This window comes from Synechococcus sp. RC10A2 (assembly GCF_047502605.1).
In genome coordinates this window covers 20,404-40,615 of record NZ_JANSHP010000101.1, presented here as the reverse complement: position 1 = coordinate 40,615, position 20,212 = coordinate 20,404, and the positions used below count along the sequence as shown (strand labels likewise).

At 61.6% G+C, this 20,212-nt stretch carries 19 protein-coding genes; 10 read left to right on the top strand and 9 right to left on the bottom strand.

What is annotated here, in order from left to right; translation table 11 throughout:
* Positions 1 to 359 precede the first annotated feature (359 nt).
* The gene (glgA, locus tag NW848_RS14315; protein WP_049749844.1) at positions 360 to 1,754 is read left to right on the top strand and encodes a glycogen synthase GlgA; all 1,395 of its coding nucleotides are present in this window, start codon (positions 360 to 362) and stop codon (positions 1,752 to 1,754) included.
* A gap of 126 nt (positions 1,755 to 1,880) precedes the next feature.
* A complete protein-coding gene (locus NW848_RS14310; protein ID WP_011431432.1) occupies positions 1,881 to 2,498 on the top strand; it encodes a hypothetical protein in 618 nt (205 codons plus the stop codon).
* Here NW848_RS14310 and rsmD read toward each other — a convergent pair.
* The 4 genes from rsmD to NW848_RS14290 all read right to left on the bottom strand — a co-directional run bounded on the left by rsmD (position 2,495) and on the right by NW848_RS14290 (position 7,694).
* Positions 2,495 to 3,046 carry a 16S rRNA (guanine(966)-N(2))-methyltransferase RsmD gene (rsmD, locus tag NW848_RS14305; protein WP_011431433.1) on the bottom strand — a complete coding sequence of 184 codons (552 nt, stop codon included), beginning with the start codon at positions 3,044 to 3,046 and terminating at the stop codon, positions 2,495 to 2,497. The two genes, NW848_RS14310 and rsmD, sit on opposite strands and share 4 nt — an antisense overlap.
* A 5-nt stretch (positions 3,047 to 3,051) precedes the next feature.
* Complete coding sequence (locus NW848_RS14300) at positions 3,052 to 3,942, bottom strand: Sll0314/Alr1548 family TPR repeat-containing protein (protein ID WP_414508983.1); 891 nt, start codon at positions 3,940 to 3,942, stop codon at positions 3,052 to 3,054.
* 60 nt (positions 3,943 to 4,002) lie between these two features.
* Positions 4,003 to 4,767, bottom strand: coding sequence for a HEAT repeat domain-containing protein (locus tag NW848_RS14295; protein ID WP_228375357.1), 765 nt, complete (start codon positions 4,765 to 4,767; stop codon positions 4,003 to 4,005).
* A 515-nt stretch (positions 4,768 to 5,282) separates the two neighbouring features.
* Complete coding sequence (locus NW848_RS14290; protein ID WP_414402509.1) at positions 5,283 to 7,694, bottom strand: DEAD/DEAH box helicase; 2,412 nt, start codon at positions 7,692 to 7,694, stop codon at positions 5,283 to 5,285.
* A 195-nt stretch (positions 7,695 to 7,889) separates the two neighbouring features.
* Here NW848_RS14290 and NW848_RS14285 point away from each other — a divergent pair, with 195 nt between their 5' ends.
* Genes NW848_RS14285 through NW848_RS14275 form a run of 3 tightly spaced genes read left to right on the top strand, consistent with a single transcriptional unit; the run spans position 7,890 to position 9,923 of the window.
* A complete protein-coding gene (locus tag NW848_RS14285) occupies positions 7,890 to 8,543 on the top strand; it encodes an anthranilate synthase component II (protein ID WP_011433980.1) in 654 nt (217 codons plus the stop codon).
* Positions 8,540 to 9,358, top strand: a complete 819-nt coding sequence (locus NW848_RS14280; RefSeq protein WP_414402510.1) for an MBL fold metallo-hydrolase — start codon at positions 8,540 to 8,542, stop codon at positions 9,356 to 9,358. The genes NW848_RS14285 and NW848_RS14280 overlap by 4 nt, the downstream gene beginning before the upstream one ends.
* Positions 9,359 to 9,362: 4 nt before the next feature.
* Entirely contained in the window at positions 9,363 to 9,923 is a 561-nt protein-coding gene (locus tag NW848_RS14275) for an ankyrin repeat domain-containing protein (protein ID WP_414402511.1), read from the top strand.
* A 7-nt stretch (positions 9,924 to 9,930) separates the two neighbouring features.
* On the opposite strand, the gene NW848_RS14270 is transcribed toward NW848_RS14275, so the two are convergent.
* Entirely contained in the window at positions 9,931 to 10,926 is a 996-nt protein-coding gene (locus NW848_RS14270) for a deoxyhypusine synthase family protein (protein WP_011431440.1), read from the bottom strand.
* A gap of 124 nt (positions 10,927 to 11,050) precedes the next feature.
* Between NW848_RS14270 and bioB the strand changes: the two genes are divergently transcribed.
* The 4 genes from bioB (at position 11,051) to NW848_RS14250 (ending at position 14,834) form a co-directional block, all read left to right on the top strand.
* Positions 11,051 to 11,983 (top strand): biotin synthase BioB, encoded by a 933-nt coding sequence (bioB, locus tag NW848_RS14265; protein WP_011431441.1) that lies wholly within the window; start codon positions 11,051 to 11,053, stop codon positions 11,981 to 11,983.
* A gap of 132 nt (positions 11,984 to 12,115) precedes the next feature.
* Positions 12,116 to 14,197: an ATP-binding protein gene (locus NW848_RS14260; protein WP_414511343.1), complete on the top strand. Its 2,082-nt coding sequence runs from the start codon at positions 12,116 to 12,118 to the stop codon at positions 14,195 to 14,197.
* Positions 14,198 to 14,235: 38 nt separating this feature from the next.
* Positions 14,236 to 14,724: a DUF4126 domain-containing protein gene (locus tag NW848_RS14255; RefSeq protein WP_414511342.1), complete on the top strand. Its 489-nt coding sequence runs from the start codon at positions 14,236 to 14,238 to the stop codon at positions 14,722 to 14,724.
* Positions 14,622 to 14,834 (top strand): hypothetical protein, encoded by a 213-nt coding sequence (locus NW848_RS14250; RefSeq protein ID WP_240531069.1) that lies wholly within the window; start codon positions 14,622 to 14,624, stop codon positions 14,832 to 14,834. Before NW848_RS14255 ends, NW848_RS14250 begins: the two co-directional genes overlap by 103 nt.
* 9 nt (positions 14,835 to 14,843) lie before the next feature.
* Here the strand turns inward: NW848_RS14250 and NW848_RS14245 are convergent, their stop codons facing one another.
* The 3 genes from NW848_RS14245 to petG form a co-directional block, all read right to left on the bottom strand.
* Positions 14,844 to 15,881, bottom strand: coding sequence for a hemolysin family protein (locus tag NW848_RS14245; protein ID WP_414402512.1), 1,038 nt, complete (start codon positions 15,879 to 15,881; stop codon positions 14,844 to 14,846).
* Positions 15,882 to 16,077: 196 nt separating this feature from the next.
* Positions 16,078 to 17,700 (bottom strand): bifunctional pantoate--beta-alanine ligase/(d)CMP kinase, encoded by a 1,623-nt coding sequence (locus NW848_RS14240; RefSeq protein ID WP_011431446.1) that lies wholly within the window; start codon positions 17,698 to 17,700, stop codon positions 16,078 to 16,080.
* Between the two features lie 71 nt (positions 17,701 to 17,771).
* Complete coding sequence (gene petG / locus NW848_RS14235; protein ID WP_011431447.1) at positions 17,772 to 17,885, bottom strand: cytochrome b6-f complex subunit V; 114 nt, start codon at positions 17,883 to 17,885, stop codon at positions 17,772 to 17,774.
* A 222-nt stretch (positions 17,886 to 18,107) separates the two neighbouring features.
* Here petG and NW848_RS14230 point away from each other — a divergent pair, with 222 nt between their 5' ends.
* The gene (locus tag NW848_RS14230) at positions 18,108 to 19,514 is read left to right on the top strand and encodes a 2-succinylbenzoate--CoA ligase (protein WP_011431448.1); all 1,407 of its coding nucleotides are present in this window, start codon (positions 18,108 to 18,110) and stop codon (positions 19,512 to 19,514) included.
* On the opposite strand, the gene NW848_RS14225 is transcribed toward NW848_RS14230, so the two are convergent.
* On the bottom strand, positions 19,511 to 20,092 hold the full coding sequence (locus tag NW848_RS14225; protein ID WP_011431449.1) for a DnaJ domain-containing protein: 582 nt from the start codon (positions 20,090 to 20,092) through the stop codon (positions 19,511 to 19,513). The two genes, NW848_RS14230 and NW848_RS14225, sit on opposite strands and share 4 nt — an antisense overlap.
* Positions 20,093 to 20,212 lie beyond the last annotated feature (120 nt).

Below are 20,212 nucleotides of genomic sequence, written 5' to 3'. Positions count from 1 at the left end.
CGACGATGTCGAACCATCCTCGCTCCTGGCGCGCGCGCCCTACTGCGATGGTCATAGGACAATTTTCTCCAGAAAAAGACAACCAACCAAAAATGCAGTGCAGCACCGCCCCCAGCATTTCTGAGCGGCACCGCCCTTCTATCTTACGAAAAATTAATAAATTGCAACACTTCTCAGGATGAGGCTCTGCCCCAGCTTGGCCGGCACAGGGATCCCTTGTGTTTTAGGATGGGAAGGGTTTTGCCGGGATCCGCTTGCCTCAGCAGGACGAGGGTCATCGCAACACGGAGGGCATTGTGGTGCAAGCCAGGATTTTGTTTGCAGCGGCGGAGGCTGCCCCCATTGCCAAGGTGGGGGGTATGGCGGATGTGGTGGGATCCCTGCCCGTCGTTTTGCGCAAGCTGGGGCAGGATGTGCGCATCATCATGCCCCTGTACGGGTTTCTCTGGGACAAGTTCGGCCCGGAACCGGGGCAATACCCCCGCTCCAAGGATCCCATCTGGTCTAAACAGGTCATGGGGCAGGTGGCCGATATTTACGAAAGCGTTTTGCCCGGCACCGATGTGCCCCTCTACTTGGTCAGCCACTATTGTTTTGCTCCCCACCGCATCTACTACGGCGAGGACGAGTTCTGGCGCTTTACTTTTTTTGCCAACGCCGTGGCTGAATTTGCCTGGACCTACTACCCTTGGAAACCCAACATCATCCACTGCCACGACTGGCACACCGGCATGATCCCGGCCTGGATGCACCAGGCTCCCGATATCGGCACCGTCTTTACCATCCACAACCTGGCCTATCAGGGGCCTTGGCGTTGGCAACTGGAACGCATGACCTGGCTGCCCTGGTATTTTTCCGCCCACAACACCATGGCTGCCGGGATCCTCTACGCCGACCAAGTGAATACGGTTTCGCCCACCTACGCCATGGAGATCCGCACCAGCCTCCATGGAGAGGGCCTCCAGGATCTGCTGGCCTGGAAAGGGGAGCGCCTGCGGGGGATCCTGAACGGCATCGACACCGAGAAGTTCGATCCCCGCACCGATCCCGCTCTCGAGGCCAACTTCAGCATCGACGACCTCAGCGGCCGGGCGGTGAACAAGGCGGCGCTCCAGTCTCGCTTGGGTTTGACCGTTAACCCCGACGTGTTCTTGATGGGCATGGTAGCGCGTTTGGTGGAACAAAAGGGGATCGATCTGCTTATCCAAACCCTGGATCGCTTTTTGGCCTATAGCGATTCACAATTTGTCTTGCTGGGCAGCGGGGAAGCCTACTACGAGGGGCGGATCCGGGAGATGGCCGAGCGGCACCCGGGCAGAATGGCCTATCAACAGGGTTACCAGCCGCAACTGGCTCAGTTGATCTATGGAGGAGCAGACGTCTTTTTGATGCCCAGCCGCTTTGAGCCCTGTGGCATCAGCCAGATGATCGCCATGCGCTACGGCTGTGTGCCCATTGCCCGCCGCACGGGAGGGCTGGTGGATACGGTCAGCCATCACATTCCCAGCAAGGGGATCGGTACGGGCTACTGCTTTGATCGCTACGAAGCCCTGGACTTCTACACCTGCTTGGCGCGGGCTTGGGAGGCCTTTCAGCACAAAGACACTTGGCAGGCGCTGCAAAAGCGGGGCATGGCCACCGACTTCAGTTGGCAGCGCTCGGCGCTGGAATACCTGCGCCTGTACGAGCTGATTATGAACTTGCCGCTGAGGCCGGAAAAGACCTCCTCTGAGAATCAGCCCGCCCCCACTTAGCTCTACTCCGTCCAAACAGCCAGCCTCCCAGCAACTTCTGGCTGAGGGGATCCCTGAGCTGCGGCGGAGGCACCCAGAGTGAGATAAAGTAGAACGGGTTAACGAGGTTTTGAGGACTGCCTGCCAATGTTCGGACGACGTCCCGCTGTTATTGGCCAAGGTCGGCGCCAAGACGCCACTGTCCAAGGGCTCAACTTTCTGCGCCGTTCTTGGGCGCGGTTGGCTTTCGGCTTGTTGCTTGGCCTTGTCCTGGGCGTCGGCTCGACTCTCTGGGCCACGGCTCAAGAGCTGCCCCCTGGCCAGCAGCTCATTCCCAACCCGCAGCAGTTTCGGGCCCTAGAACAGCCCAACAATGCCCTCAGCGTGTTGCGGGCTGAACAACTGGCCGCCGAAGCCGATGCCGCCATCCAAGCGCAAAACTACGACCGGGCCATCGAGCTGCTGCAACAGGTGTTCAACGCCTACAACCAGCGCTCCAACTACCACCAAGATCTCTCCCGGGCTTTTGCCGGGATCCAAAACCGCATCTCCGAAGAGCAGCGGGAGCTGGCCCGGGTTGCCGCCCAGGCCCGAGATGAGGCTGCCTACGATCTGGCCGTGGTCTATCGGGCTGCCGGGCGCCCCGAGGAGGCCGTAGCCTGGCTGATTCAGGTCATCAAGAGCCAGACCCCAACCCGGGAGCTAGGCACCCAGGCCTACCAGCAGCTTCTGGAGATCGGCTTCGTCAGCACCCCCTTCCCCTAGCGCTCCTCTCCCAGATGCCGGTAGAAAGCCAGCGCTGTTTGCCCGTAGGCCCGCTGGTCAAAGCGCAGCAGGGATCCCACCTGGTCGGGCAGCTCGTGGCTGCTGCGGTGCTCGACGATCAAAGTTCCGCCTGGCTTGAGGAGGGGCGGGATCAGCGGCAGCAGGGGGGCATACAGACCCGCCTCGTAGGGGGGAGCAAAGTAGACGTAATCAAAGGGATCCAAACCCAAGCCTCGGCTGAGCAGCTTGCGGGCATCTCCCTGGATGACCTGGAAAGATTGCCCCGGCTGCGCCACCTTGGCCCAGTTGGCTCGGATGATGCGACAGGCAGGGGCGGCGATCTCGATCCCGGCCACAAAGGCCGCCCCATGGCACAGGGCCTCTGCCCCCACTGTGCCGGCTCCACAGCAGAGATCCAGCCAGCGACAGCCCTCCACCTGCCCCCGCAAGATGTTGAACAGGGCCTGCCTCACCCGCCCAGGGGTGGGTCGAGTGCCCAGGCCGGCAGGGGTCTGCAGCGCTCGTTTGCCGCTGATACGCAGGCCCATTAGTGTTAGGGGGAGGGAGTCGGTGTAGGCAACTGGCCGGTTAACCCGCTGCGCTGGGCGGCACGATCCCGTTCCATCTGGATCTGCTCCACCAAAGCTTCAGGCAACTGGGCAGCAGCCTGCAGGGCTTGGTCGAAAAGGGGAACTGCCTCCCGGTCTTGGCCCTTGGCAACCAAAATTTGCGCCTTGAGGTAGTAGAGCTCAGGGTTGTTGCAGGAAGCAGCAATGGCCCGCTCCACCGCCTCCAGCGCCTCGTCAAAGCGTTTCATATCCCGATAGGCCAGGGCTTGGCCGCGGTAGGACAAATAGTCAGGCGCTGCCAGGCGAAATTGATTCAACGCTTTCTCCCGATAGGTCAGCAGCAAATCCATATAGCCGTTGAGGAGATTCAGCTCTGGGTCGCTGCTGTCCACGGCCTGGGCGGCCCGGATGGACGCAAACAATTGATTGAGGGTGGGCAATGCCTTGGGCAGCCCGATCACCACCCCCTCCCGCACCACAGTGTTGGCCGCCTCCAGCCCATAGCCCACGCCCTCATACAGGTTGCCGCGCAAGGGATCCGTCTTTTTCAGCTCGGCAGCCACTTGTCGGGTTTGGGTGGCCAACTGGGCAAAAGCATCCAGATCCCCCTCCTGGTAGGCCAGCGCCCCCAACAGGGCATAGACCATTGGCTCGTCGGGGGAAGCTTTCTTGGCTATTTCCAGCTTCTCTCGGCTCTGGGTGTAGCGGCCTGCGCAGAAAAACTCCTCAAACGCCGCAGCCACCTCAGGGCTGATGGGGCGGGCATTGGCCCCGCTGCGAAAAGGATCCTGCGCCCAAACCGGCAAGGCGGATCCCCACACCCAACACAGGATCCCTGCGAGCTTGGCCCCTCTGCCGAACTTGTCGCTTCTCATCCCCTGGCCTCAGCACCCACTACGAACTTTTAGCGAATCGACGCGTCCTTGACCTGCTCTTCAGCGCAGCATTTGCGCAATCGCAGCAATGGCTGCGTCCTGAACCAACTCATTGGTCTCGTGGGCCAGGAGAGCGTGCAAGGGATCCAGGGCGCGCGGATCCCCGATTTGGCCGAGGGCGCGGGCTGCCGCCTCCCGCACCGCCGGTTCGCCGTCAGAAAGCTTGGTCAGCAAAGCCGGCACCGCCTCAACTGCACGCATTTGACCCAACTGATAGATGGTTTGCAGTTGGGCCTCAAGAGGGGTTGTCGCAGCTGTAGGAACAGAGCCGTACACAGAGATGCCAGGAGAGTAGCCGTAGGAGCCCCGGCCCGCCATGGCGATGGCCGAAAGGGCCTGCAACGCCTCTAGGGCATGATACCGCTCTGCCTCGTTCATATGCGGCAATTGGGCCACCAGGTTGTCAAAGGCTTGCTGTACAGGGTCAGCAGCCGCAGCCTGTTGGACAATGCGAGCAAGGTTTTGGTCGGCCCGCATCTGTTGCCAAGACTGGAGCATCGCCAAGCCGGCAACCACCAAAGCAGCATCGGCCAAAACAGCCAGCAGTGCCATCCCGCCCCAAATCTTGCTGCGACGGCTGAGCTTTCGCATCTGCTTATCCAGGTAGACGAAAGCCTGGTGCTGCCGCTCCCAAAAGTCAGGGGCCACCTGCAGAGTTTGGGCGCTCAGATCAGGAGACAGAAGGTTTTCCTCGCGGGCCACCTCCAAGCTTTGCAGCCTCTGGTTTAGGCGAGAAAAGTGTTTCGTCCAGAGCCAAGTAAACATCAGATCCCATCCTCTCTCCGAGCCTGCCAATGGAGCCAAATCTCCCTGACACAGCAATCTAGGGACTCGTGCTTGCATCCGTTAAGCGACAGGATAACAAAAGCCTCGGCCCCCCACCACCCGCTCTCGAGCGAAAAAGCGCAGCGCGGAAGCAAGCCATGGCTGCGGTGAAGCGCTCGGTGGTGACCCCCCCATAGACAGCCGCCCGCACCTTAGGCAGGCGGGAGCATAATCCGCTCCGAAAGACCTAGGAACACCGGGTACTGAGCACAGCCGAGCACCGTTCAGCGCTGCATCGAGATCGTCATCCTTCTCTAAGCGATCTTTCTGGCAACGAAGCAATTTTCGGCCCGGCGGCATTTCCCGCCGGAGCAGCATCGCGTTTGCGCCAGCAGACTGTGGGCCCTACGCAATTGGCTGGACGGACAAAACAACCTGTCTTGTCCACTTCCAGTTCCCCAAACAGAGGATTCCCAGGGGCAACCGAATCCTGGCAGATTCCTTACAATCTACGCTCAGATCAGCTCGCTTACCGGGAAGCGATCCAGCAGTTTTTGGGCTTCGCGAGCGTTTTCCCGCAACTCGGCTGGCAGATGGGGTATGTAGGGAATCTGGGAGAGCAAATCCAGCGTGCGGCGAATCAGGCGCACAATATCCCCAGCATCCAGGTTGGTGCTGGCCTCTAGCTGTTCCCAAGGGATCCCTTGCGCCCAGTGTTCCACGATCCCGGCCAAGCCAGGCTCAAACCCAATCGGCACGTGAAACACCTGGTGTTGCCGCTGGCTGCGGAACAGTTGCCGCCGCAAGCCTCGTAAGCCATGCAGCACATCCTCGACTAGCCCGGAAGTACGCAGCCGGCTGTAGGTACCCGAACGGGGAGGCTCGGCCACCAGGGCAGCGATCACCCCAGCGAAGTGATGGGGAGCACAGCCTAGACATTCGCCAGAGAGCAGAGCTAGACCCAGCCAGAGCTCGTTATCCCCTCGCAGAGCAGCCACCACCTCCCCACTAACTGTTGGCTGATACCCTTGCAGACAGTCGAACTCCTGCAGCACGCCCACCAGGGCCATAAATTGCTGCCAGCGCAACTCCTGCACAGACTCACTCTGGCGCTCCAAGTGCTGGAGGCGCTTGAGCAGACGCTGGCGCTTTTCCTGTAAACCTAGCAGCTTTTTCCCGACCCTATGGGCAGGGTTGACGCGGATGCGGGCTTCTAGGGCGCGGATTTTCTCCTCTTGGGCTTGGATGTGGGGAAAGGCCAATAGGCGCAGGGTGGGATCCGGCTCGGCTTCTCGCTGTTTGAGCAGGTAGCGCAAGATGCGCCGCTCTTCCCGCCGTTGCGCCTGCATTTTCTCGTAGCGGGCGATATCTTCGTCGGAAATCCCCTCCAGGAGGCGGTCAATTTCCTCCAGCTCGGCGCGAGTGCGCTGGAGCTCCTGTTGTTCGGGCAACCTTTGCAGCGAGAGCAAATACTGGCCAAAGCTGCGGTTAATGAGATCCCGGGCCGCCTCCAGAGAGTGCTTCTGCAGCAAGTTCAGCACCATGCCATAGGTGGGGGTAAACTGGCTCACCAGGGGATCCGCTCCTGCCGTGGCCAGCCGCGCTGCCTCCTGCGCCCCCTCAAAGGGAGATTGCAAGGTCACCACATGCCCAATCACATCTTTGCCCCGTCGTCCGGCCCGGCCCGACATTTGCATAAACTCAGAGGCAGTCAGGAGGCGATGGCCGTCGTCGGTGCGCTTGGAGAGGGAGGAAATCACGGTCGTGCGGGCGGGCATGTTGATCCCGGCGGCCAAGGTCTCGGTGGCGAAGACCAGCTTCACCAACCCCTGCTGAAAGAGGTGCTCCACCAGGCCCTTCCAGGCGGGCAACATGCCGGCATGGTGGGCGGCAATCCCCCGGTAGAGGGCATCCAGTTGATCCCGACGCACGGCTTCCGGCGTTTCCCGGCAAAAGCGGTCGATCTGCTCGGCCAACTGCTGCCGTTCTGCCTCGCTGGCGATCAAGTCCAAGTTCCCCACGCTGGCCACCGCCAGGTCGCAGCCTTTGCGGCTGAAGATGAAATAGATGGCCGGCAACATGTCCCGCTGGCGCAGGTTTTCCACCACCTGCACCATATCCGGCACCCCCCCATAGGAGGACTGGCCGGACTTGGGGAGTTTGCTTTTTAGGCGGCGATTGCAAACCCACTGGCCCGACTCCGTTTGTTCCAGCAGGGGGAACAGCCCTTTGCGATTGGCAAAGTGAAATTGCAGCGGCACCGGGCGATGGCTGGAGTCGATCAGTCGCGTGGGGCCATGCACCTGGTTCATCCAGTCGGTGAGCTGGTCGCTGTTGGCCAGCGTGGCCGAGAGGGCAACAAGCTGGATGTGGGCAGGGCAGTAGATGATCGCCTCTTCCCAGACGGTGCCTCGCTGCTGGTCGTTCATGTAGTGGCATTCGTCCAGGATCACCGCCTGCACGTCTTGCAAGGGATCCCGGCTCAGGGCCTCCGCCTCCTCCCAAGGTTCCATCCCATCGCCAGAGGCTCCTCTCTGAACGGCCAGAGAGAGCGGCGTGCCATAGAGCATGTTGCGGAAGATCTCGGTGGTCATCACCAAGATCGGCGCCTCCCGGTTGATGGAGATGTCGCCGGTGAGCAGGCCAACCTGTTCTGGGCCGAATTGCTGGCCAAAATCCCGGAACTTTTGGTTGGAGAGGGCCTTCAGGGGCGTTGTATAGAAAACCCGCTTGCCCTGGGATAGGGCCCGATAGATGGCATACTCTCCGATCAGGGTCTTGCCGGATCCCGTGGGAGCACAGACCACCACCGATTCCCCAGCAGCCAGAACCTGAATGGCTCGGATCTGAAAGTCGTCCAGCTCGAAGGGGAAAAGCTGCCGCAACTCGTCCAGCAAATCGGTTGCCGGGGAGAGAAGCGCACTCATGGGATCCAAATCAACATTGGGAAACCTGGAAACCCGCCCAATTCACTGCTTCCTGTGGGTTGTACCTTCTAGGATACAAGCTTTCTTGGGGCGTCGACTGCTCCCCTGCAAAAAGCGCCAGTTACTCTGCTTCTTTGGATCAAGAACAGCAGCTCAAGCAAGTGCTAAAATGGGGTGCCGTTGCCGGATGCTATCGTGCTGGTCGTCATCGACAACTACGACAGCTTTACCTACAACTTGGTGCAGTACCTGGGGGAGTTGGGAGCTCAGCTTCAGGTTTTTCGCAATGACCAGCTCTCCGTTGACGACCTGCGCCGAATGCAGCCGCAAGCTGTAGTTATCTCTCCTGGGCCAGGGCGGCCGGAAGATGCCGGGATCTCCCTGGAGTTGATTCGGGAGCTGGGGCCAGAGCTGCCGATTTTGGGGGTTTGTCTGGGGCACCAGTGCATTGGCCAGGTCTATGGTGGTCAGATCGTGCGCGCACCTGAGCTGATGCATGGCAAAACCTCGCTCATTTACCATCGAGGGGTGGGGGTGTTTGAGGGGTTGAGCCAGCCTTTCACGGCCACCCGCTACCACAGCTTGGTGATCGAGCCTTCTACGTGTCCTGATGAGCTGGAGGTGACGGCTCAAACAGGCGATGGGATCATCATGGGGGTACGCCACCGCCGCTATCCCCACGTTCAGGGCGTGCAGTTCCACCCGGAGAGCATCTTGACTGCAGAGGGCAAGCGCTTGTTGAGCAACTTCCTGCGCAGCGCCAAAGCCTCAACTGCTGCTCAGCCCAATGTTTCGCAGAAACCTCAGGAAACCGTTGCCGTTGTTACATCAGGGATCCCCACTCCATGAAGCGTCGCCAGCTTCTGCAAGCCAGCGCTGGGCTGCTGGGATCGATGGCCGTGAACCTGGCCAGAGGGCGCAAAGCGGGCGCTCAGACAGCGCCGGCACAAGGTTCGGAAACGCCAACAACCCCAGGGTCTATAGAGTTCACTCCCGGCTCCAGCTCGCAGGGGCTGCAACTGACTTGGCTGCACCACAGTTGTGTTTTGTTCGAGGGGGAGGGCCGACGGTTTCTGGTCAACCCGTTTCGGCCGGCGGGCTGTACGGCTGGCTATCCTGCCCCACGAGTTGCTGCCGATCTGGTGTTGCTCAGCAGCCGCTTGTTGGATGAAGGGGCTTTGGATGTGGTGCCCGGCAACCCCAAGGTGCTGTTTCAGCCGGGAGACTATCTGATTGACGGGATCCGGGTGCAAGGAGTACGCATGCCCCGTGGCCCTCGCTTTGGCGTAAACGTGGGTTGGCGCTGGCGCATGGCTGGGATCGACATTGTCCATTTGGGAGGGGCGCTGCAGCCAATTACGCGGGAGCAGTCCATCCTGCTTGCTCGTCCCGACCTGTTGCTGGTGCCAGTGGGGGGTGGGCCGAAAAATTACGATCCTGCTGGGGCCAAGGCGGCCATTGAAGCGCTGCAGCCGAAGTTGGTCATCCCCACCATGTATCGCACCGTCGCCGCCGCCGACTCCCAATGCGATCTGGTGCCGCTGCAGGAGTTTTTGCGTCTCTTCCCCGCTGCTGCCCCGCAACCTGCCCTCAGCAACCCGTTGCTGCTCTCGGCCCAGGCTCTGCCCAGGCAGGGGCTCGCCATCCTTTTCTTTGAGGAATAGGGCTATGCGAGGTCAGGTCCTAAAAATCGCTGTCGGACTGGGATCCCTGCTAGTGGGGGGTCTGGGATTCTATGGATACTCCCTACCAGAAGATCCACAAGCCTTGGCCCAAGCCAACCCGCTGCGGCTGCAACTGGCTCTCTGGCTGGGGAAAGACGCCAACGCTGTCGATGAGCGGGGCAAGACAGCCCTGTTTTTCGTGGAGAGCGGCCTCAACGCCCGTCTTTTGCTGGCAGCGGGGGCGGATCCCAACCGGTTGGATCGCGGCGGGGCCAGCCCCCTGCACCAGGCTGCCCGCCTGGGCAACGCTGAGGTCACCCAAGCCTTGCTGGAGGGAGGGGCTGACGTCAACGCCTGCTTCGGGGCCGGCGGCTTGGCCCTGCATTTTGCCGCTTGGTCGGGCAACCCTGAAGTGGTGCGGCTGCTGCTGGAACATGGCTCTGAGATCGACGAGCCGGACGGCTACGGCCTCACCCCTTTGCAAATTGCCCAGGACATGCGCCGCTGGGAAGCGGCGATTCTGCTTTCCCAATGGCCCCGCCCCAACCATAAGGACAATCCCTGAGCCAGCCCTACCACCCCAGCACCCAGGCGAAGATCAAAGGCGCCACGATGGTGGCATCCGACTCGATGACGAACTTGGGCGTGTCGACCCCTAACTTGCCCCAGGTGATCTTCTCGTTGGGCACCGCCCCCGAGTAGGAGCCGTAGCTGGTGGTGGAGTCGCTGATCTGGCAGAAATAGCCCCACAGAGGGATCCCCTTGCGGCCCAGGTCTTGGTGCAGCATGGGCACTACGCAGATGGGAAAATCCCCGGCAATGCCGCCGCCAATTTGGAAGAAGCCGATGGAGCACTCTGCCGAGGTGCGCGTGTACCAGTCCGCCAGGTGGATCATGTACTCGATGCCCGTGCGGACGGTATGGACATGGCGGATCTCGCCGCTGATGCAGTGGGCAGCGTACATGTTGCCGGTGGTGGAGTCCTCCCAGCCCGGTACGTAGATGGGCAAGTCGGCCTCCATGGCCGCATAGACCCAAGAATCCCGCGGATTGATCTGGTAGTAGGGCTCCAGCCGGCCGCTGCGCAGGATGCGGTAGATGAACTCGTGCGGGAAGTAGCGCTCCCCCGCCTGATCGGCAGCCGTCCACTCTTCCAGCAGAGCTTTTTCCAGGCGCCGCATCGCCTCTTCTTCGGGAATGCAGGTATCGGTTACCCGGTTCAGGTGCCGCTCCAGCAGCTCCTGCTCCTGCTGCGGGCTGAGATCGCGGTAGTGGGGCACCCGCTCGTAGAAGTCGTGGGCGATGAGGTTAAAGATGTCTTCCTCCAGGTTGGCGCCGGTGCAGGAGATGGCGTGCACCTTGTTCTGCCGAATCATCTCGGCCAGAGAAAGGCCCAGCTCTGCCGTGCTCATGGCGCCGGCCAGGGTCACCATCATCTTGCCGCCTTTCTCCAGGTGAGCAGCGTAGCCCTTGGCGGCATCCACCAGGGCGGCGGCGTTGAAGTGGCGAAAGTGATGCTTAAGAAATTGGCTGATAGGACCTTTGGCCACTGCTTCTGCGGTTATCATGGTTGGGTTTCTAAGCAAGGCGGGTTCGCCTTCCCAAGGCACAGACTCCGTATCATAGCCAAACCTAAGAGCGCTGGCAAGCTTTTAGGGATCCCTTCAACCTTTTGTTTTGGACATTGCCGGCATGGCCATTGCTCTAGAGTACGTTCGCGAGATCTACTATCGGCCGCTGCTGCAGTTGGTGTACGAGGCGCAAACGGTGCATCGGCAGCACCATCCGCCTGGCCGGGTTCAACTCTGCGCCCTGGTCAACATCAAGTCGGGCCGCTGCCCGGAAGACTGCGCCTATTGCCCCCAAAGCGCCCGCTACTCGACAGGGATCGAGACCTACCCCTTGATCTCGCTGGAGTCGCTGCGTCAGCAGGCCATGGCCGCCCAAAGGGCCGGCGCCACCCGGCTGTGTATGGGCGCTGCCTGGCGGTCGGCCCCGGCAGGGGAGGCGTTTGAGCGGGTGTTGGAGATGGTGCGCCTGGTGCGCAAGCTGGGGATGGAAGCCTGTGTCACCCTGGGGATGGTGTCGGCTGCCCAGGCGCAGCAATTGGCGGCGGCGGGTCTGACGGCCTACAACCACAATCTGGACACCTCGCCGGCGTTCTACCCCCGCATCATCACGACGCGCACCTATCGGGATCGCCTGGAGACACTGGCCCATGTGGCGGCAGCCGGCCTGCAGATCTGCTGTGGCGGCATTGTCGGCCTTGGGGAAAGCGACGAAGACCGCATCGGCCTGCTGCACGTTCTGGCCAACCTGACGCCGCCCCCCACTTCAGTGCCCATCAACGCTTTGGTTCCCGTGGCCGGCACGCCCCTAGGCCAGCTTCCCCCGCCCGATCCGCTGCTGCTGGTGCGCACCATCGCCACGGCCCGCCTGCTGCTGCCCACCGCCCAGATCCGGCTCTCGGCAGGGCGAAAAAACCTGTCCGAGAGCGAGCAGGCGTTGTGCTTCTTGGCGGGGGCCAACTCCATCTTCACCGGGGAAAGGTTGCTGACCACGCCCAATCCGGGCCAGGCTGCCGATGCGGCTTTGCTCGAGAAGCTGGGCCTGCAACCTCTGTAGAGGCATCTCCCCTTGCCCTTTCGGGATCCCTGCTTGTAACAATCTTTGCAGAAAATCGAACCCTCTTAACCCTGTCGGCAGCCATGCCAGAATGGTGGCGACAGTGTTCTTCAGGGTTGTCACGTCGGGTTCATGTCTCCTGTCAGCACTGCCGAGCCCCTTGCCGAAGTCCAATCCCCTGAGGCGGCTGCTGCTTCTCCTCCCCAGCCCTTGCCGGGGGAGACTGGGGAGCCGTCAAGGGGGGGGTTCTTTTGGGGATCCCTGCGGCGCTGGTGGTCTCGCTGGAAACAAAAGCTGCGCCTGGAGACCCAGTTGCTCTTTGTGGCCACGCTGGTGGTCTCGCTGGTGGTGAGCAGCTTCACCTTCTGGGCCGTCAGCACCGTGCAGCAGGATGCGCGCTTTAACGAAGCCCGCTTTGGCCGGGATCTGGGGCTGCTGTTGGCGGCCAATGTCGCCCCCCTGATCGCAGAAGATCGCATTGGCGAAGTGGCCCAGCTGTCGCGGCAATATTTTGAGAGCACCAGCAGCATTCGCTATTTGCTCTATGCCGACCCGGAGGGGAACATCTACTACGGGATCCCGTTTTCCAACCAGGAGGTGAAAACCTCCCTCAGCCTTACCCGTCGCATCCAACTGCCGGACAACCGCCCGCCTGCCGAGGGTCAGCCGCTGGTGCGCGCCCACCTCACCCCTGCCGGGCGGGTGACGGACATTTTTGTCGGCATCTATCATCAGGGCCGCTTTTTGGGCACCCTCGGCCTTGGCATCAACCCCAACCCCGCCCTCGTGCGCTCGACGCAACTGGCGCGGGAGGTCGCGATTGGAGTGTTCTTGGCGGTGTGGGTTCTGGCCATCCTGGGAGCCGTGGTCAACGCCCTCACCATTACTTACCCCATCAAAGCACTGGTCAAGGGCGTCCAGGAGATCACCAAGGGCAACTTCAAGCAGCGCATCGACCTGCCCTTTGGGGGAGAGCTGGCCCAGCTCATCGACAGCTTTAACGAGATGGCGGAGCGGCTGCAGAGCTACGAGGAGCAGAACATCGAAGAACTGGCCGCCGCCAAGGCCAAGCTGGAGACTTTGGTTTTCTCCATCGTCGATGCCGCCATTTTGCTGGACGCTGAGTTTCGCGTACTCTTGCTCAACCCGGCGGCTTCCCGCATGTTCGGCTGGGAGGGCGAGCCTGTTTTGGGCAAGCCCTTGCCGGAGCTGTTGCCCGAGGATCTGCGGCAGCAGTTGGCCCGCCCCCTGATGCAAATTGCCCGCGGGGATCAAGAGGCAGAGGAAATTCGCGTCAACCTCAGCGGCCCCACCAAGCGCGTCATCCGCATCCTGCTGTCGCCGGTGTCGGATCCGCGGCGGCAAAACCTCAAGGGGATCGTGATGACGGTGCAGGACATCACCCGCGAGGTGGAGCTCAACGAGGCCAAGGCCCAGTTCATCAGCAACATCAGCCACGAGCTGCGCACCCCACTCTTTAGCATCAAGTCCTTCATCGAGACCCTCTACGAGTACGGCGAGCAGATGTCGCCAGAGGAGCGGCTGGACTATCTGGAAATTGCCAACCGCGAAACCGATCGCCTCACCCGCCTGGTCAACGATGTGTTGGATTTGTCCCGTCTGGAGTCGGGGAAACAGTACCACTTCGAGGCTGTCGATATTGCAGCGGTGATCGAGCAAACCCTGCGCACCCACCACCTGCAAGCCCGCGACAAAGGGATCCAGTTGCGCAAGTTCGTCGATCCGGATCTGCCCCTGGTGTGGGGCAACTACGATCTGCTGCTGCAAGTGATGACCAATCTCTTGGGCAATGCCCTCAAGTTCACGCCCTCGGGAGGGCTGGTGACGGTGCATGCCCACCCGGTCGTGCAGGCGGATGGATCCCCGCAGGCGGTGCGGGTGGCGGTGGCCGATACGGGCATCGGCATTGCCCCGGAGGATCAGGAGCGGATCTTCGACCGCTTTTTCCGGGTGGAGAACCGCGTCCACACCCTGGAGGGCACCGGCCTGGGCCTGGCCATCGTGCGCAACATCCTGGAGAAACACCACACCCGCATCTGCCTGGAAAGCAAGCTGGAACAGGGATCCACCTTCTGGTTCGACCTGCACCTCTACACCGAAAACGGGCCGCTGGAGTTTGCCGCCCAGCCAGGCGAAACGGATCCCCCCAGTTGCCGCTGGCGGGAGGACTCCCGTCACACCCATCAATCTTGAGGAGCAGAAATGGACAGCCTACCGGCAATTTTTTGGGATTGGGCCTCAGCGCTGCCTGCGGCTTTCGCATTTTTGTGCCGCTGTTGGTGATGAACCTGGCAGCTCGCTCCGGGCATCTGCCGTTGGCTCCCGATCTGCAGTGGATTGGGTCGGAAGAGGCGCTGTCGGTTTTTGCGGTGGCTACCTTTTTCGAGGTTGCTGCCTACTGTGTACCCTGGGTGGATAACCTGCTGGACGTGGTGGCAACGCCGGTGGCGGTAGCGGCCGGGATCCTGGTGATGTCGGCGGCAAGGGATCCCTCTACACTGGAGAAGGTTTTGAGTTGTGAGGGGTTGCTGCCATGCCGCCTCGCTGGCCCCGGAAGCCCTCCCGTCGGGATCCTGAGTTTCGCAAGCTGGATGACCGCTACACCTACGCGGCGCATCTGGCTGTTTTTCTCTGCAGCGCGTCGGGGCTGGTGTTTTTCCAGCAGCTGTATCGGGCGGATTGGCCGTGGCTGCTGCCGCTGTTGGGCGGGTGGGGCCTAGGCCTGGGGATCCACAGCTTCTGGATCTTTTTTGTGGCCCGCTATCCTGCCGATCCGGGTTTGGTGGAGCTCCCCCCCGAAGCCAACGAAGACTCTGCAGAAGCCGGCTAGCGGCCTCCTTCAAGGGGAGCCAGAAGAGAAGAGGCGCTGTCGTCGTTGCCGCTGCAGCAGCAGGGGGGAAAGGTCGCTCTCGTCGTAGATATCCCCCACCAGCTCTTCCAAAATGTCCTCCAGCGTAATGAGGCCGGTGGTGCCGCCAAACTCATCCACCACGATCCCCAGGTGTTGGCGGGAGCGCAGCATCTCTTTGAGCAGCAGGCTGACGCGCTTGGTCTCGGGCACAAAAAAAGGCGGGGACATGGCCTTGGTCACCTCGGCATTGCCCTTTTGCTCCAGGTAGCGCAGGGCCTGCTTGAGGTGGATGACGCCGACGATCTCGTCCTTGGATTCCCCCTGCACGGGGATGCGGGAGTAGCCCGTCTCCAGGCAGAGCTTCACCACATCCTGCAGCGTTTTGTCGTGGGAAATGGTCTCCATTTTTACCCTTGGCTTGGCCACATCCCCAGCCTGGAGCAAATCCAACGCCAGCGCCCCGCGAAACAGGCGCCGTTTTTGCCAATCCAGTAGCCCTCGCTGCCCCAGCACATCGATCAACAGCTCCAAATCCTTGAGGGAAGCGGTGGCTGTCAGCGGCGAGAGCTCCAACAGGTTGAACAGTCTGCTGACAACCCACTCAGAGGCAGCGGTAAAAGGGCGCAGCAGCACCGAGAGGACATGGACAGGCCGCACCACCCAGCGGAACACTGCCAGCGGATGGCTCACCGCCAAAGACTTGGGCGCCACTTCCCCCACCAGGAGCACCAGGATCGTGGTGGGCACGGTGGCGGCCAAAGCTCCAAACTGGGATCCCAGCAGCTCAATAGAGATGGTGGTGGCCAGGGCGGCAATGCCGATGTTGACAAAGTTGTTCACCAACAACAGGGTGGTGATCATCCGTGAGCGCTGTTGTTGAGCCAGTCGATAGAGGCCTTGCGGATCCCCTTGTTCTTCGATCAGGGACTCCAAGCGCAGGTTGTCCATAGCCGTGATGGCGGTTTCCGCTCCGGAGCAGGCCCCTGAGAGGAGAAGCAGAAAAGCCAGGAGGAGGACATTACCCATAGTGCTCGCGGCTACCCAGAGCCGGATACGAGTGATTTGGGCCGAGGGGGAGCAGGGCAGGCCAGTATCTCTTCGTCAACAGGATTCCTACCTTAGCGGTTCTGGCCAAGCGCATCGCCCCCCCAAGGCTCAACACCTCAGAATTGAATTGGCCCCATCTCGCAAGCTTGAGAAAATCTTCAGGGTTCAGATAACTTCAGATAATATCGAAATGGGCTGCCCCGGATCGCTCCAAAAGCTGCCGGTACAGCCTCACAATTTTGTCTTCCACCTCAGCTTGGCTCAGGTGATCCGTGTCGATCAGAATGGCATCGGGGGCAGGCCGCAAGGGAGAGATAAGCCGCTCGCTGTCGCGGCGATCCCGCTGCTCGATCTGAGCTTTTAACTCTTCGAGGGACACCACTTGTCCTTGGGCTTGCAGTTGGTGTTGCCGGCGCTGGGCCCGCTCCCCCACCGAGGCGGTCAAAAAGACTTTCAGCTCGGCATCAGGAAAAACATGGGTGCCGATATCTCGCCCCTCCAGGACGGCCCCCCCATCCCGTCCAATGAGGCGTTGCCGCTTCACCAGCTCCTGCCGTACCCCCGGCACTGCCGCCACCTGAGAAACCCAGCGGGTCACCTCTGGGGAACGAATGGCCTGGGTAACTTCCTCACCGTCGGCCCAGATGCGGGTGGGTTCGTCGGCCGAGGGGCCACTTTGTAGGGTTAGTTGGGTTTGGGCAGCCAGTTGGGTCAGTTGCTCGGCGTCGTCCAACGGGATCCCCCGCTGCAGCGCCAGCCAGGTGATGGCCCGGTACATCGCCCCCGTATCCAGGTACAAGAGCTGCAGTTGAGCGGCCACTGCCCGCGCTACGCTGGACTTCCCGGCCCCTGCCGGGCCGTCGATGGCAATCAGCGGGCGACGCCCCCTTTTCGGGGAAGGAGGCACTGCACTCTGCTGTTCTTGGGGCAAGGGATCCACCCCTTCCGGGGAAAGGAGCAGGTTGTCGATGAGGCGAGTTTGCCCTACATAGGCGGCGATGGCCAGTAGCCCCTTATCTTTCACCTCCGATAGGGGCTGGAGGGTTTGCGGATCCACCAATTCCAGATATTGCACGCGCAGCTCGGGGGTGCGCTCCAGCTCAGCACGGGCGGCGGCCAGGATCCCTTCGGCGGAGGGATCCCCGGCTTGCCAGTGGTCGTAACCTCGGCGCAGGGCGCGGTACAGGCTGGCGGCCACCTGCCGCTCCACTGCCGAAAGGTAGCGGTTGCGGGAGCTGTAGGCAAGGCCGTCGGCTTCTCGCACGGTGGGGCAAGGGACAATGGTGGTGGGAATTTGCAGATCTTGAACCAGCCGCTGGATAATTGCCAGTTGCTGGGCATCCTTTTGGCCAAAATAGGCCCGCTGCGGCTGCACCAGGTTTAGCAGTTGCAGCACAATGGTGGCCACGCCGCGAAAATGCCCCGGTCGGTGGGGGGCGCAGAGGGTCTGCAAAAGGGACTCAGGAGGCATGACCCAGGTGCGATCGCCGGCAGTGGCCGGGTCGGCCCCCATCTCCTGCGGGTCGGGGGCAAACACCACATCCACGCCCGCGGCTTCACACAGAGCCCGATCCCCTTCCTCGTCGCGGGGGTAGCGATCCCAGTCTTCGTTGGGGCCAAATTGGAGGGGGTTGACAAAGATGCTGACCACCGTGTGGTCACACTCTTGGCGGCAGCGGCGAATTAGGCTGAGATGTCCTTCGTGCAGGGATCCCATCGTTGGCACCAGGCCTATGGTAGATCCCCGCCAGCTCGCTACCTGCTCCCGCAAAGCCGCCACCGTGCGCAGCCACTGCATCGCCATGCCACCTCACCTGCTGAGCCACTCTCTTGCCGACGGTTTGGTGCCAGCTTTTTCCTCCCTGGCTTTCACAGACCCATCTTATTGCCGCGCTGATACTGTCTGTAGGCGGCCACAAACAGGCCTGCCAAGGTAACCAGCACCATCCCCAAAACGATCCCCAGCAAAATTGGCTCGATCACAACCTAGGCCTCCTACTTCAAACCTAGATCATGATAAGCCAAGCCCAAACTCTTCCTCACCTTGCCCGGGGGGATCCCTGCCAAAAGTCAAAACAACGAAGGTACAGGGGACGCCCCCAATTGCCTCGGTGGAGGGTCAAGTCTCCACGGCTATGGCTTGCTCTTTGATCGCTTTGATCGCTTCGTTGAACCTGCAACTGTCCCGCCCGAACTTGCCGAAAGATGTTTCCCAACCACAACTGCTCTCCCGCTTTGAAGGAGTGTCTGGCTGGGCTGGAAGAGCAACTGCGCCCTCTGGCGGACAAGGCCGTTCCCCTGTTGGTGGCAGACTCGGATCCGCTGCAAGTGTGGGCTGCCGTTTTGGCCTGCCAACACCTGGGGATCCCCCTCTTCTTGGCCAATCCCCACTGGGGAGGACGAGAGTGGGGGCAGGCTCTGGCCAGCCTGGGATCCGCTTGGCGCTGGCGGCGAGGGCAGTTGCAGGAGGGTTCTGCCTCCTCCCACCCCCCTCTGCAGCATTGGCAACAGATCCTACCCAGCGCCGATTGGCCAGTAATCGGGATCCCTACCGGTGGCTCCGGCGGCCAGGTGAAATGGGCAGTGCACTCCTGGCGTACCCTCAGCGCCTCTGCCAGAGCCCACCAGCAGCACTTCAGCGTGGATTGCGTCCATAGCTATTGTGTCCTGCCCCTGTACCACGTCAGCGGCCTGATGCAAGCTGTTCGTTCCTGGCTGAGCGGCGGCCAGTGGATTGTCTGGGATTGGAAACGACAGCAGCAGGCCGAGGCCTGGGATCCGCCTTTGCCGGGCAGCTTTCTGTCGCTGGTGCCCACCCAGTTGCAGCGGCTGTTGCTCAACGCCCAGCCGGGAGTCTTGGAGAGCCTGCGCCAGTTTCGAGCCATTCTGGTTGGCGGCGGCCCCACCTGGCCCAGTTTGCGGCAACAGGCCCGGCAACTGCACCTGCCCTTGGCCCTCACCTATGGCATGACCGAAAGCGCCTCCCAGGTGTGTACGCTCCTGCCGGAAGCCTTTTTGCAGGGGAGCGATAGCCTGGGGCGGCCCCTGCCCCACGCCACCCTGGAGATCCGCGGCGAAGCAGGGGATCCCTTGCCCGCCCAGACGGCGGGCCACATCCACGTGTGGGCGGAATCCCTGGCGCTGGGCTACTACCCTTTGGCGAGGGAGGCTGATGGCCTGGGCAAGTGGCAACAGCGGGGCTTCACCCCTGGAGATTGGGGCTATCTGGACTCAGACGGCTATCTCTACTGGCTGGGCCGCGCCGACGACCTGATCCTGACCGGCGGGGAAAAGGTGATGGCGGCCGAGGTAGAAGGGGAGATCCGGGCCAGCGGCTGGGTGGAGGATGTGTGCGTGCTCGGCCTGCCCGACGGCGAGTGGGGCCAGCAGGTGGTGGCGGTGGCCGTGCCCAAGGCTGGGATCCCTGCCCTCCCCGTAGAGCTGGAGAGGCACCTAAAGCAACACCTGAGCCAACAACTGAGCCCCTTCAAGCACCCTAAGCAATGGCTATGGTGTGCCGGGATCCCGCGCAACGCCCAGGGCAAAGTCAGCCGCCAACAGCTGCGGCAGTGGGCGGCCCAGCAGTTGAGACTGGCAACGCCAGGCAGCTAGCCGGATCCCTCCCGGATGCCCAGACGGGCCAAGTCTCGCCAGATTTCAAAGGCCAACTCGCGGTTGTGTGGCTCTGTGGCCAAAGCTTTTCTCAAGTAAGCCTCTGCCTGCTGGTAGCGACCCTCGCAGATTAAATGATTGCCGAAGCGCTGATAGGCCAAAGCCAAGATGTGGATGGCTTCCTTGGAGTTGGGAAACCGCTTCAGCAGCGCCTCCGCCAGAGCCACTGCCGTGGGCAACTTACGCTCGCGCCAAGCCGCCTTGACGCGGGCAATCCCTGCCTCAAGGGATTCCCGAGCCGGTGGTTCTGCTGAGATGGAGCCTGACCCAGTGGTGCGTACAACCACGCGCCTTTCCCCCCTCACAGAACTGGGTGGAGAGTGTCGTTGGGCGTCGTAGCGCCGCCGCTCTTCAGGGTTGCTCAGCACTTGGTAGGCCTGGTAGATCTGCTCAAATCGTTCTCGGGATCCCTCTCCTGCCACATCGGGGTGAAACTGCCGCGCCAACCGGCGAAAGGCTCGCTTGATATCTTCGCTGTTCGCTTGGGGAGAGAGGTTCAGGATTGCATAGTAGTCCATGAGCGGCAGCAGAAGAGAGGGTGAGGGGCTGCTGAACCTGGGCGAAGAGTCAGCTCTGGCTCGGAGCTACGCCGATCATGCCATGCCAACCTGGGCTGAACCAAGGGATCCCCTCGGCGC